Source organism: Roseofilum halophilum BLCC-M91 (assembly GCF_030068445.1).
Taxonomy (GTDB): Bacteria; Cyanobacteriota; Cyanobacteriia; order Cyanobacteriales; family Desertifilaceae; genus Roseofilum; species Roseofilum halophilum.
In genome coordinates, this window is record NZ_JAQPOK010000044.1 from 1 (window position 1) to 12,034 (window position 12,034).

At 47.6% G+C, this 12,034-nt stretch carries 13 protein-coding genes, 1 tRNA gene and 1 pseudogene; 9 read left to right on the top strand and 6 right to left on the bottom strand.

The annotated features are described in order from the left end of the window. Positions 1-436: 436 nt before the first annotated feature. Positions 437-727 carry a type II toxin-antitoxin system Phd/YefM family antitoxin gene (locus tag PJF56_RS05825; RefSeq protein ID WP_283761706.1) on the bottom strand — a complete coding sequence of 97 codons (291 nt, stop codon included), beginning with the start codon at positions 725-727 and terminating at the stop codon, positions 437-439. A gap of 217 nt (positions 728-944) precedes the next feature. On the opposite strand from PJF56_RS05825, the gene PJF56_RS05830 reads away from it, so the two are divergent. From PJF56_RS05830 to PJF56_RS05850, 5 genes are all read left to right on the top strand, one after another. Further along, positions 945-2,021 carry a LuxR C-terminal-related transcriptional regulator gene (locus PJF56_RS05830; protein WP_283761707.1) on the top strand — a complete coding sequence of 359 codons (1,077 nt, stop codon included), beginning with the start codon at positions 945-947 and terminating at the stop codon, positions 2,019-2,021. A gap of 58 nt (positions 2,022-2,079) precedes the next feature. Continuing rightward, the gene (locus tag PJF56_RS05835) at positions 2,080-3,555 is read left to right on the top strand and encodes a glycoside hydrolase family 13 protein (RefSeq protein ID WP_283761708.1); all 1,476 of its coding nucleotides are present in this window, start codon (positions 2,080-2,082) and stop codon (positions 3,553-3,555) included. A 102-nt stretch (positions 3,556-3,657) separates the two neighbouring features. Next, positions 3,658-5,082 carry a pyruvate kinase gene (gene pyk / locus PJF56_RS05840; RefSeq protein WP_283761709.1) on the top strand — a complete coding sequence of 475 codons (1,425 nt, stop codon included), beginning with the start codon at positions 3,658-3,660 and terminating at the stop codon, positions 5,080-5,082. Between the two features lie 123 nt (positions 5,083-5,205). Then, complete coding sequence (locus PJF56_RS05845; RefSeq protein ID WP_283761710.1) at positions 5,206-5,403, top strand: hypothetical protein; 198 nt, start codon at positions 5,206-5,208, stop codon at positions 5,401-5,403. A 124-nt stretch (positions 5,404-5,527) separates the two neighbouring features. Then, the gene (locus PJF56_RS05850; RefSeq protein WP_283761711.1) at positions 5,528-6,004 is read left to right on the top strand and encodes a Tic20 family protein; all 477 of its coding nucleotides are present in this window, start codon (positions 5,528-5,530) and stop codon (positions 6,002-6,004) included. Here PJF56_RS05850 and PJF56_RS05855 read toward each other — a convergent pair. Further along, complete coding sequence (locus PJF56_RS05855) at positions 6,001-6,789, bottom strand: fumarylacetoacetate hydrolase family protein (RefSeq protein WP_283761712.1); 789 nt, start codon at positions 6,787-6,789, stop codon at positions 6,001-6,003. The genes PJF56_RS05850 and PJF56_RS05855 overlap by 4 nt on opposite strands. Before the next feature lie 233 nt (positions 6,790-7,022). Here PJF56_RS05855 and rpsF point away from each other — a divergent pair, with 233 nt between their 5' ends. After that, entirely contained in the window at positions 7,023-7,361 is a 339-nt protein-coding gene (rpsF, locus tag PJF56_RS05860; RefSeq protein WP_283761713.1) for a 30S ribosomal protein S6, read from the top strand. 105 nt (positions 7,362-7,466) lie between these two features. Here rpsF and PJF56_RS05865 read toward each other — a convergent pair whose 3' ends face one another. From PJF56_RS05865 to PJF56_RS05875, 3 genes are all read right to left on the bottom strand, one after another. Then, positions 7,467-8,876 (bottom strand): MlaD family protein, encoded by a 1,410-nt coding sequence (locus PJF56_RS05865; protein WP_283761714.1) that lies wholly within the window; start codon positions 8,874-8,876, stop codon positions 7,467-7,469. Positions 8,877-8,916: 40 nt separating this feature from the next. Next, the gene (locus tag PJF56_RS05870) at positions 8,917-9,699 is read right to left on the bottom strand and encodes an ABC transporter ATP-binding protein (protein ID WP_283761715.1); all 783 of its coding nucleotides are present in this window, start codon (positions 9,697-9,699) and stop codon (positions 8,917-8,919) included. 125 nt (positions 9,700-9,824) lie between these two features. Next, positions 9,825-9,897 (bottom strand) — tRNA-Val (locus PJF56_RS05875). A gap of 70 nt (positions 9,898-9,967) precedes the next feature. Between PJF56_RS05875 and PJF56_RS05880 the strand changes: the two genes are divergently transcribed. From PJF56_RS05880 to PJF56_RS05890, 3 genes are all read left to right on the top strand, one after another. Then, positions 9,968-10,567 (top strand): metal-binding protein, encoded by a 600-nt coding sequence (locus tag PJF56_RS05880; RefSeq protein ID WP_283761716.1) that lies wholly within the window; start codon positions 9,968-9,970, stop codon positions 10,565-10,567. An 88-nt stretch (positions 10,568-10,655) separates the two neighbouring features. Then, the gene (gene mazG, locus PJF56_RS05885; RefSeq protein ID WP_283761717.1) at positions 10,656-11,471 is read left to right on the top strand and encodes a nucleoside triphosphate pyrophosphohydrolase; all 816 of its coding nucleotides are present in this window, start codon (positions 10,656-10,658) and stop codon (positions 11,469-11,471) included. Positions 11,472-11,605: 134 nt separating this feature from the next. Then, positions 11,606-11,749, top strand: coding sequence for a high light inducible protein (locus PJF56_RS05890; protein WP_283761718.1), 144 nt, complete (start codon positions 11,606-11,608; stop codon positions 11,747-11,749). A 172-nt stretch (positions 11,750-11,921) separates the two neighbouring features. Here PJF56_RS05890 and PJF56_RS22075 read toward each other — a convergent pair. Continuing rightward, positions 11,922-12,034 (bottom strand): annotated as a pseudogene (locus tag PJF56_RS22075) (photosystem II q(b) protein); the annotation flags it as partial.

Here is a 12,034-nt window from a genome sequence, read left to right on the forward strand (position 1 = left end):
TCGCTAACGCACCCTACTGCCGTGACACAGCTAAAATAGTGCATTAGCGTAGGGTGGGTTAGGCGGCTAAAACCTAGACTCTGACAGCAATCTATCAATCCGCCGTAACCCACCATTTTAGGGTTGTCACGGCACTACTGCCGTGGCTGGGGGAATAGTTATATCAAGTCCGGTTTCCGCAAGCGGACATGAAAATGAGTTAAACTAGCGGGCAAGATGCCCGCACTCAATTATTTGATATTACTGGAGTGGGAGTTAAACTAGCGGGCAAGATGCCCGCACTCCCTCAATTATTTGATATTACTGGAGTGGGAGCATCTTGCTCCCTACATTTTTAATTATGGTATTCAAGCGGATTTGATATTACTAACCCAGTAATACGCATGTTTGATGCCTTCTTCTGCTTCAGGCTGGATAATGACTTGATATTGGTCGGTCATTGGGCTTTGTCTAACTGGTCAAACATCTCCGTAAAGACGCTTTCGGCGCTTCTGCCTTGTCCTTCCTTCATTTGGTCGAGTCCCCGTTTAATGCCTTTAATGGTTTCAAGCAGTTCTGCGGCGTTGAGTAGGGCTTGGTAAGATTCGGCATCTTGTACGACGAGTTCCGCTTTGCCGTTGACCGTCAATATGAGAGGATGTTTGGTGCGCTTTAGGTTTTCGACCAGTTCGTTGGTGTTGCGCTTAAATTCGGTAAGGGAGCGGATATCTTTGGTGAGGTCAAGCATGGTTATGGCATTGAATAGGCATCTAATTTTATGTTAACTCCGATCGCCATAGTTCCCAACTATGGCGATCGCCCTATATCTCTATATATAGACGCATCAATTTAGATACCACAGTTATGACAGGATAAGGTAAAGAGAAGATAAAGCTAGATTGCGTCTTTTCCCTGACTAGCCAGGATCGTCACTAATAGTGACCTCGATGATGAACCCGAACCCAATGAATCAAGAAGAGTTTGAACAAGTCTACGGTGAGCTAACCCCTCGCCGTCAACAAGTCCTCCACGGTATCCTCTCCGGTGAGGCAGACGCACAGATCGCCCATCAACTCGGCATTAGCGAAGCGGCTATCCGCAAGCATGTGGAGCGTATCGTCGATCAATTCGGTTTAGCCAACTCCCAGTCACAGAATGGACAGCGCCGCTCTAAGCGCTCCGATCTGGTTTCCCTGGTGGCTCGATATAAGCCGGAACTGCTGAAAATGCCATTACCTGTCCAAAATGAGGAGGAGGACTCTCTCCTGGAGCTACTGCAAGACATCCAACCCATTCAATCCATTCACGATAATCTAGAACCCAAACTGCAACTCTGGCAAGAGAGTAGTGACAGCAGCCAAAAGAAACAAATCGGCGATCGCCTCAAAAAAACCGGATACGACACCTATATGCAAGGGGACTTCCCAGGAACCGTATTCTATCTGCAATGGGCGCTCAAATTCCAGATAGACTCTCCAGCCATCCGCTATAACCTCGCCTCTGCCTACGAAAAACTCAGCGACTTTCCCAATGCCTACCATCACTATAATCTAGCGGCACAGGCTGACACTCATGCTGCCCATGCTGCCATCAGCAACCTTTCCCGCCTAGACATTTTGAGCCATAATCCCGATCGTGCCATCGATCGCATTACCCCGATCCTCGACCAAGTGAAGGATCGAGCCGTTCTCTCCACCCTCTATAAAAACCTGGGATGGGCTTACCTGCTCAAAAAAGACCTTCCCCAAGCCGAACGCTGGCTACGCCAAGCCATAGAATTAAACAGCGATCGCGCCGCTCCCCACTGTCTCCTCGCTCAAGTCCTCCAAGCCCAAGAAAAACCCCTTGAAGCCACTCCCTATTGGCAAAAATGTCTCGATTGTGACACCCATCAAGCGCGCTCGATCAATTCTCCTTGGCGATCGCCAGAACTCGACCTCTGGCAGCTAGAAGCTCGGCAACATCTAGGCACTAATCTTGATAGCAAAACCTTAACCCAAGGATTACACACCGACTCTGAACCGATTTCCCTACCCCACTAGAGCAATGAATAATGAACAATGGATAATGAACCATTAAATCAGGGAGACTTGGGCACAAATGAACATTCAGACACCAGAGTGGGTAAAACACGCCGTTTTCTACCAAATATTTCCCGATCGCCTCGCCAAAGGCACTCCACCCCCAGGCACAACTTGCCCCCATCTCCCCCTCGAACCCTGGGACTCTCCCCCAACCGTGCAAGGCTACAAGGGAGGAGACCTCTGGGGTGCGCTCGAAACCCTAGATTATTTACAAGAATTGGGCATTACGGCTATTTACTTTACCCCCATCTTTCAATCCGCGTGCAACCACCGCTACCATACCCATGACTATTATCAAGTCGATCCCATGTTGGGAGGAAATCAAGCCTTTTTAGCCCTTCTCCAAGCTGCCCACGAACGCAAGATCAAAATTGTCTTAGATGGAGTCTTTAACCATGCCAGTCGCGGATTTTTCCAATTCCATGACATCCTGGAAAATGGCCCCCATTCCCCTTGGGTAGACTGGTTCAAAATCGAAGATTGGCCCCTATCAGCCTATGATGGCAGTAAACCCGCTAACTACGTCGGTTGGGCCAATAATCGCGCCTTACCCGAATTTAATCACCAGAATCCCGACGTAAGAGAATATATCATGCAAATCGCCGAATATTGGATTCGCTTAGGGGTCGATGGTTGGCGATTAGATGTGCCCTTTTGTATTAACGTAGAAGGCTTTTGGCAAGAATTTCGCCAGCGAATCAAAGCCATTAACCCAGAAGCCTATATTGTCGGCGAAATTTGGACGGATGCCCTGCAATGGCTCGATGGAACCCAATTTGATGGGGTAATGAACTACTTATTTACCGCGCCTACCATAGCATTTACGGCTGGCGATCGCGTCAATCTCGATCTTGTCCGTGATTCTGCCTATGAACCCTATCCAGCCCTAGATGCTACCGGTTATGCCAGCAAAATCGAATCTCTGCTGCATCTGTATGACTGGGAAATCCAACTAGCGCAACTCAATCTCCTCGATTCCCATGATACCGCCCGCCTAGTGACCATCGCACAAGGCGATCGCCCCACCGTCGAATTAGCCACCCTCCTCCTAATGACCTTTCCAGGAGCGCCCAGCATCTATTATGGCGACGAAATCGGATTAGCCGGGGCACGAGATCCCGACAGTCGGCGCAGCTTTCCCCCTCCAGAAGAGCGAGATCAAAGCATCCTCACCTACCATCGCCAACTCATCGCCCTCAGACACCAGTATCGCGCCCTGCGAGTCGGAACCTATCACGTTATTTTTGCCCAAGGACTCGTTTATATCTTTACCCGTCAAGAAACCGATCAAACCCTCATTATCGCCCTCAATGCCGGAGAAGAACCCATTACCGTGCGCTGTTTCCCCAGAGACTTAAATCAAATCCCCAAAACCCTCGTTTACGGACAAGCAGAAATCGAATGGTCAGTGGGCGGCGATCTTCGGCTGGAACTCCCCCCTCGCCAAGGCTGTATTCTTGCATCCGGAAACGATGGGGAGAGAGCGAAGTAATGTAGTGCCTTAACCTTTCTTGAAGAGAGATTAATCTTCACCTGCTACCCTAGGCACAGTTCCCATTACCCTTCTGCCCATTACCCATTACCCTTCTGCCCTATGAACTCAAGTCTTTCTCGAACCAAAGTCGTGGCGACCATTGGCCCTGCCAGTAATAAACTAGACGTGCTGCGAGAATTAGTCCAAACAGGGATGAGAGTTGCTCGTCTTAATTTCTCCCATGGGAGTTATGACGATCATGCCACAGTTGTCTATCGCTTACGACAAGTTTCCGAAGAATTAGAGATTCCCGTTACCTTATTGCAAGATTTGCAGGGGCCAAAAATTCGCGTGGGACGATTCCCTGAAGGTCAATTTGAGCTAATTCCGGGAGCGTCTGTTACCTTAGTTCCCGTTGCTGACTATAACAGCCAAGAACAAACCATTCCCATTGATTATCCCTTTTTAGCCGAAGAAGCCGAACCCGGATCGCAGGTTTTACTCGATGATGGTTTATTGGAACTCAAAATTATGTCCATCGAAGGAAAAAAGGTGGAATGTAAGGTTATGGAAGGAGGAATGCTCAAAAATCGCAAAGGGGTGAATTTGCCCTCTTTAACCTTGCGTTTGCCATCAATGACGGAGAAAGATAAACAAGATTTAATCTTTGGGTTAGAGCAAGGGATTGACTGGGTTTCCTTGAGTTTTGTCCGCACTGCCAATGATATTATCACCCTCCGAGAGTTTCTGAAGGAACATCAAGCCGACCATATTCAGGTAATGGCGAAAATTGAAAAACCCCAAGCGATTGAACATTTAGAAGATATTATTGCGGTCTGTGATGGTTTGATGGTGGCGCGGGGAGATTTAGGGGTGGAAATGAGTCCGGAGCGCGTGCCTAAGTTGCAAAAGCATATTATTCAGTTGTGCAATCAAAAGGGAATTCCAGTGATTACAGCCACCCAAATGTTAGATAGCATGATTCATAATCCCCGGCCGACTCGTGCGGAAGCTTCTGATGTGGCTAATGCGATTATGGATGGTACGGATGCGGTGATGCTCTCAGGGGAATCTGCGGTGGGGGCTTATCCGGTGAAGGCGGTGGAAATGTTGGTGAAAATTGCCCACGATACGGAAGAGGATGCCCAATTTGTGAATTATCCTCCAGCAGAAATTGATGAAACCCATGCCTTAAGTGAGGCTCTGAATACCATTGATAAGATTTTGGATTTACGCTGTGTTGCTTGTTTTACGACGACGGGTTATACGGCGACTCTGGCGGCTGCCGAGCGTCCTAAAGCGCCTGTAGTGGCGTTTACTCCCCGCGATCGCGTTTATCATCGCTTAAATTTGGTTTGGGGGGTTAAGCCGATGTTGTTGGAGAATCCCGAAGCTTCTTTGGAAGACTTAATTGTGCAGATTAACGATCGACTCTTGGCTAACGATTTGGCCACTCCAGGGGATAAAATTTTGATTTTGGGTGGCTCTCCGGTACAGAAAATTCGGGGAACTAATTTTATCAAGATTCATCGGATCGAGGGCTAGTTCTAGCGCCAAGCAGGAAGCGCTATATTAAGCTCTGTATCGTTGGGCACGGTTTAGTTCAAACATCACTTACAATATAGGGTAAAGGCATTCGCCAAATCATACTTTTTGGGAGATTGAGTCATGTTAGTCATGATGATGGACGATCAAATTATTTCACCAAAAACGGTGTGTCAAAGCTGTTGCTGGGCCGATCGCAGTGGTCAACCCCGTTGGAGACAGGGAAATTTGACCTGCGGTCATCCTTTGGGAAAAGGCGATCGCCACGTGCCAAATCAGTATGAATGTCAAATGGGATTCCGCATCGCCCAAATTAGTTAGCAGGACAGTTTCAGTGAAAGATTCAGTGCGATCGGCCTAATTCATACCTTCGTCTGTTGTCTGTAGAGAACTTGCGCTATGGTGGATTGGATGATATTGCCTCATGCACAAGGAGAACTCAACCATGACCTGGCGTGGAACGACTACCGTAGCCGATCGCATTTTTGCCTGTTTACCCTATCTCATCCCTCTGCTCTATGGAGTGCCCTTCGGCATCTCACTCATGATGCAGTTCCCGATTTTGAGTGTGTTGTTGATCCCCCTAAGCCCCTTAATGCAGGTTTATAGCATCCCCTTTGCCGGTCTGATTATTTTCTTTATCTTATTTATGGCGGTGGTTCGCAATCCGAATATTAACCACTTTATTCGCTTCAATACCATGCAAGCGATCCTGATGAATATTGTCTTGTTTCTGTGTTCTCTAGTGATGAACTATATCCTGCAACCCGTTTTTGGGGGAGGATTAGTGATTGAAACCCTCAACAATACCATCTTTTTGGGGGTATTAGCCGCCGTCGGTTATGCGATCGCCCAATCCATTATGGGGCGCTATGCCGAAATCCCTACGATTTCAGAAGCGGCCTATACTCAAGTCCGTTAGGACGTAGCTCCAAAGCGGGCGATCACTGGATTATCTAGAGAACCAATCCCCTCTAACTCAACTCGAACGCGATCGCCCACTTCCATGGGGCCAATACCTTCGGGAGTCCCTGTTAAAATCAAATCTCCAGGCATTAGGGTCATAATCTGGGAAATATGAGAGACCAACATCTCTGGAGAAAAAACCATATCACTAATTAAAGCCGATTGGCGAGGTTCGCGATCCTCATTGAGAAACGTCTGTAATCTTGCCCCTGGATTAATTTCTCGCACAATCCAAGGCCCTAACGGGCAAAAGGTATCAAACCCCTTCGCTCTCGTCCATTGGCCATCTCGACGTTGCAGATCCCGTGCCGTCACATCATTGGCGATCGTATAGCCCCAAATTTTACTGGCCGCCTCTTCTGGGCTACAGTCTACACAGCGATTCCCAATCACCACCGCCAATTCTCCCTCATAATCCACCCGTTCCGATTGGGGAGGATACAAAATCGGAGTCTCTGTCGGAATAATCGCCGTTGACGGCTTCATAAACAGCAAAGGTTCCTCTGGTACAGGCGTTCCCATTTCCGCCGCATGATTGGCATAATTTTTGCCCACTGCCAAAATTTTCGAGGGAGCGCAGGGAGCCAGCAAATGATAAGCATCGACCTCTAGGATTAATTCAGTGGGTTGTCCCTGTAACCAAGGCGGAGCATCAAGCACTTGCACCTCGCGGTTGAGCTTGAGTAATCCATAATAAATCTTGCCTTCAGTGGTTTGGACTCGGACATAGCGTTGGGCCATTACCTTACCTGCTACTTTTTGTGTATAATCAGAGATCGGTCTTAAATTTTGTCTTAAAGTTTAAGAACCCATCTATCTAAACTGTTGTAGGCTTTGGCCGCTCGGCATAACCTCAGCGCCAAAGACTCAAATATTTTAACGTTGACATCCTACAATAGTAAGTCCTTGCTGATTGAGCAAGTTGGCTTATCCCTCAATACCCAATCAGCCCTATTGTCCATAAGGAGATCTCGATGACTATCCGAAATTTTGTTTACGAAACCATGTATATCCTGCGTCCCGATTTAACGGACGAACAGGTGAGTCAGATCATTGAAAAGTATCAGAGCCTCATTCGCGATCAAGGCGGTACGGTTGCGGAAACCCAACACCGAGGCAAACGCCGTTTGGCTTACGAGATTGCCAGACAACGGGAAGGAATCTATATCCAGATGAACTATACCGTAGAGGGTCGGGTCATCGCTCAGTTAGAAAGAGGGATGCGCCTATCGGATGAAGTGATTCGCTATCTGACGATTAAACAACAAGTACCAGAGGAGTCCGAGTCAGAACCGGAACCGGTTGAAGTTTAAAGTCTAGGGAATAGGGAATAGGAAAACCTAGTTTCGCCCTTTTTTTCCACTGTTCATAAATTTTTCCCTTCTGCACCCATTACCGATTACCCATTACCGATTACCCTAGGGATCGAAATCAACTGCTGGTGTGGAAGAGGGAAAATCAGGAGAAGGAAAATTAGGATTAACTTCAAAGAGCGTTTTAGACTCTATCTTAAAATCTATTTTCATATTGTCCATCTCCTGAGATACCGTCCAGTCGGTTAACTCAGGAGCCTCTAATCTCTCCAATGGGGGCAACTGTTGCAGGCTCTCTGGTGATTCGATTTGGGTTTTGATCGGCTCTAAAACCTGGGCAATTTGGGCTTGTTCCTCCAAACGTTCCGTAGAAGAAACTAATTCACCTAGACCATTGACCAAATTACGGATATTTTGACGAAATTGAGGATCGCCGATCAGCTCGTCCATATCCGAGGTGAGTTTCTGGGCATTTTGAAACGTGGAGCGAGCCGAATCTAAGGTTTGCTGGAGCATTAACAAGGTGGTGGGATTGTTAATTTCATCGGATAAATCCTTTAAGTTGGCTGAAGCTTGGGCGGCATTGGCCGATAGATTTTCTAAGTTATTAATTAACTCTCCTTGTTCCACTTGGCTAATCATGGGGGTTAAGGTGGATACGGCGGTTTTCATCTCCTCAGAAGTCCGTTCTAAGTTCGCTAGGGTGCTGGTAATATTAGTCCGATTTTGGGCGATCAAATCATTCATATTTTGCAGTGCGATTCTCAGTTCGGCACTGGTACTTTCCACTTGTTGGGTGAGTTGGGCACTACTTTCGGTAAATTGGGTGGTGGCTTGCAGGGTAGATTGGCGAATTTGATCGGCGGCTGCGCCTACGGTTTGGGTTGCGTTAGAAATATTACTTATTTCTCCTTTGGCGAGGGTTGTGAGTTCGGAGAGTTCGCTACTGAGAATGGTAAATTGTTCGGCAGCGCTGGTGGCTTCTTTTAGGGTGGAGAGCAGACTGGTATAAAATTCTTCAGAACCAAAGAGTTCTGCCATATCTAAACTCTTGCGTAGGAGTTCAAGATAGCTAACGCCGATTTGGCCGGGTAGTCGGTTACCTTCACAGATGACGACAGTGCGATCGCATGATGGACTAACTGCTGAGGTCATATCCGCAGGTACGGGGGATAGGGGGATAATATCAATGGAGGTGGAGCCGACTAAACCGGATTGATTGGCTTCGATAATGGCATTTTTGGGCATGACTAAATTGGGTTGATGAATGTTGAGAGTGACTTCAACCCCATTGGAGCTTGGGTTAATAGCGCCAACAGAACCCACTTCCACGCCTCGATATCGAACTTCAGCCCCAATTTGCATCCCTTCAATGGTTTCAAATTCAACAATTAGGGAATAGGTTTGTTTCCCAAAGGTTGCCCCCCGCAACCAGAGGATCAGAGTGCCAAAGAGGCCGACCCCGACTAAAATGAGTAAGCCGACTGTCCCTTCTCGAATTGTCCGTTGACGCATTATGGTTTTGACTCCCCTACAGCACCGTATCAGCTTTATCTTAACTGATGACGGGAATGGGGCCGTCTAAGCTCCCGGCTGTAAATTGGCGCATATAGGGATTATCGGTGCGATCGATTTCTTCAATGTTGCCATCCCATTGAACTTTGCCTTGATGCATAAAGACGATGCGATCGGTGGTGCGGCGAATGGTGCTATCTTGGTGGGTGACCATCACGTAGGTACTACAGCCTCCTTGTTTGTCTTTGATGGAGCGAATTAGGTCTTCTACGACGGTGGAGGCGATGGGATCGAGTCCAGCAGTGGGTTCATCGTAGAGCAGCACTTCGGGATGGTCTTGGGGATCTTGGGGATTTTCCATAATTGCTCGGGCAAAACTGACTCGTTTTCGCATTCCTCCGGAAAGTTGGGCGGGGAAGCGATCGCTAATTCCTGATAATCCGACTAATTCCAGTTTTTTTTCTACCATTTCTCGAATTTGTGGTGGGGCGATTTTGCCTTCTTGATAAAGTCGAAAGCCGACATTTTCAGCTACAGTTAAGGAGTCAAATAAGGCGGCTTGCTGAAAGACCATACCAATGGCGATCGGGTCTTCGATGTCTCCGACTAACCCTTCCCGCTTTTCTCCGGCTACATAAATTTCCCCTTCATCGGGCTGATGTAAACCGGCAATAATTCTGAGGATGGTGGATTTTCCTGTACCGGATGGCCCAATAATTCCTAATGCTTCTCCGGTATATATCGTCAGGTCGAGGTTATCTAAAATCTTGCTTTGACCAAAGGTTTGGCAAATGCCGCGCAGTTCAATTAAGGGTTCACCCATGGGATATCCACTATCTAGCGAGAGAGGCTTGCGATCGATATTTTAAACGACAAGGAAACCTAACCAACAGATGGGTGGCTTGAATTGCATAGATTGGGAATATAGATTGGGAATAATGTAGTGAATGGGCGGTACCGGGCTCGAACCAGTGACATCCTGCTTGTAAGGCAGGCGCTCTACCAACTGAGCTAACCGCCCCCATTTGACTCACAAGATATTAGTGTAGCAAACTAGATTAGATAACGCAAGCTTTTTTTAATTAATTTTTATGCCTTCTGGAGCTACCCACGATCGCATTACGCTTTGGACGCTCCCCTTGGTGACGGGAGTGACGTTAGCGATCACCCGCAGCAGTGAGTTAACCCTATGGATCGCTGGGGGGTTTCTATTCGGTGGGTTGATGCTTAGTCCGGATCTGGATTTGCGATCGCGTCCGTTTCAGCGTTGGGGATGGTTTCGCTGGCTGTGGATACCTTATCAAAAGAGCTTGCATCATCGCTCGTTTCTCTCCCATGGGTTGATTATTGGAACGGTGGTGCGAGTCATCTATCTGCTCCTTTGGATTGGGGCTTTAGGCTTTCTGTTGGCGGCGATCGCCGTTCAATTCTCTGCGGTGGCTTGGGGGTGGACAGATTTGGGACAATGGCTCTGGACGATTGTTAAAGAGCATCGCTGGTCTGGATTAGCCCTATTTGTGGGTTTAGAATTAGGCTCGATCAGTCATATTTTAAGCGATCGCATTGGTTCGACTTACAAACGCTGTCGAAAATATGGATGGTCAGGGTTATGGCAAAAACGCCCCACCCGTAAACGTTCCGCCCGTCGTCGCTCTACTGCTCGCAAACCGACTAGAAGAAAACGGAAATAGTTTATGGTAGTAGGGGCGGGTTCGTCTATCTACTGTGTCAACTTGCCCTAATCACCCTTCCCAATTACCGATTACCCATTACCCAAACATGAGTCATTCTCAACATTCGATCGCCTCTAGCTTGGAAGCCATGCAACGGTTAATTGAAGTGATTGCCCAGTTGCGATCGCCCACTGGAGGCTGTCCTTGGGATTTAGCACAAACGCCCCAATCCCTGATTCCCCATGTGATTGAAGAAGCCTATGAAACGGTGGATGCCATTCGCGGAGGGGATCAAACGGCGATCGCTGAAGAATTGGGCGATTTACTCATGCAAGTGGTTTTACAAGCCCAAATTGCCCAAGAAAACGGAGACTTTAGCCTCAAAGAAGTCGCCGATGGCATTAGTGACAAACTCATTCGTCGCCATCCCCATGTGTTTGCTGATGTGAATGTGGAAAGCGTCGAGGACGTTAAACAAAACTGGGAAGAGATCAAAGCGGCTGAAAAAGGAGAAGCGCCCAACCTCTTGAGTAAACTAGAGCGATACGCAGCCACCTTGCCCCCCCTCACAGGAGGCATGAAAATCTCTCAAAAAGCGGCTACTGCTGGCTTTGAATGGGATGATATTGAAGGCATCTGGGACAAATTTGAGGAAGAAGTCGCTGAATTTAAACAGGCTGTCGAGCATGAAGATCGAGCCGCTCAACAAGGAGAACTTGGAGATGTCTTATTTACCCTGATTAATCTGGCTCGCTGGCTCGATTTAGACCCCTCGGAAGCCTTACATGATACCCATCGCAAGTTCCTCCAGCGCTTAAAACTGGTTGCTTCTATGAGCGATCGCCCCCTATCCGAATATACCCTAGAAGAACTGGAGCAACTCTGGCAACAAGCCAAAAAGCGCATCAAGGAAATCGGCTAATCCATCACCCTATCCCCATTTGGGGAGGCGATAGAGCCTCTTTGTGTCAAGTGACGTTAACAAATGTTGCGAACTTCCGTTTTTTGTGTTAACTTTAGTTACAGATACTTGAAATCTAACCGGAGTTCTGAAACATGGAAAAGCAAGACAATAAATTCGGTTTCACCGCCTTTGCCGAAACTTGGAACGGCCGCCTCGCGATGTTAGGGATTATTATCGGTTTAGCAACAGAATTCATGACTGGCCAAGGCATTCTCTCTCAACTTGGCTTAATGTAATTGGCTTAAGATAAATCGATGCCATAATCCCTAGTCTAAACAATATCTTGATAGAGGTCAGCCGTGGCTGACCTCTATCTTTATGCGAAACTTCATCCCCAAAAAACCAAAAAAAACGCCCCCCGCAAGGAGAGCGTTTTTTTTAGATTAAATCAAGAGTTCAAGCCTTGAATTAACCGTTGATAGAAGGAGCAGTTAAAGCTACAGGAGCTTCTTCACCAGCAGCCAAGTCTAAGGGGAAGTTGTGAGCGTTGCGCTCGTGCATTACTTCCATACCTAAGTTGG

Excerpts from the sequence above, each read along its gene's own strand:
- pyk (WP_283761709.1), top strand. The coding sequence starts at position 3,658 with ATGAACTCAAGTCTTTCTCGAACCAAAGTCGTGGCGACCATTGGCCCT.
- PJF56_RS05845 (WP_283761710.1), top strand. The coding sequence starts at position 5,206 with ATGTTAGTCATGATGATGGACGATCAAATTATTTCACCAAAAACGGTG.
- PJF56_RS05850 (WP_283761711.1), top strand. The coding sequence starts at position 5,528 with ATGACCTGGCGTGGAACGACTACCGTAGCCGATCGCATTTTTGCCTGT.
- mazG (WP_283761717.1), top strand. The coding sequence starts at position 10,656 with ATGAGTCATTCTCAACATTCGATCGCCTCTAGCTTGGAAGCCATGCAA.
- PJF56_RS05880 (WP_283761716.1), top strand. The coding sequence starts at position 9,968 with ATGCCTTCTGGAGCTACCCACGATCGCATTACGCTTTGGACGCTCCCC.
- PJF56_RS05890 (WP_283761718.1), top strand. The coding sequence starts at position 11,606 with ATGGAAAAGCAAGACAATAAATTCGGTTTCACCGCCTTTGCCGAAACT.
- PJF56_RS05825 (WP_283761706.1), bottom strand. The coding sequence starts at position 727 with ATGCTTGACCTCACCAAAGATATCCGCTCCCTTACCGAATTTAAGCGC.
- PJF56_RS05870 (WP_283761715.1), bottom strand. The coding sequence starts at position 9,699 with ATGGGTGAACCCTTAATTGAACTGCGCGGCATTTGCCAAACCTTTGGT.
- PJF56_RS05830 (WP_283761707.1), top strand. The coding sequence starts at position 945 with ATGAATCAAGAAGAGTTTGAACAAGTCTACGGTGAGCTAACCCCTCGC.
- PJF56_RS05835 (WP_283761708.1), top strand. The coding sequence starts at position 2,080 with ATGAACATTCAGACACCAGAGTGGGTAAAACACGCCGTTTTCTACCAA.
- PJF56_RS05865 (WP_283761714.1), bottom strand. The coding sequence starts at position 8,876 with ATGCGTCAACGGACAATTCGAGAAGGGACAGTCGGCTTACTCATTTTA.
- rpsF (WP_283761713.1), top strand. The coding sequence starts at position 7,023 with ATGACTATCCGAAATTTTGTTTACGAAACCATGTATATCCTGCGTCCC.
- PJF56_RS05855 (WP_283761712.1), bottom strand. The coding sequence starts at position 6,789 with ATGGCCCAACGCTATGTCCGAGTCCAAACCACTGAAGGCAAGATTTAT.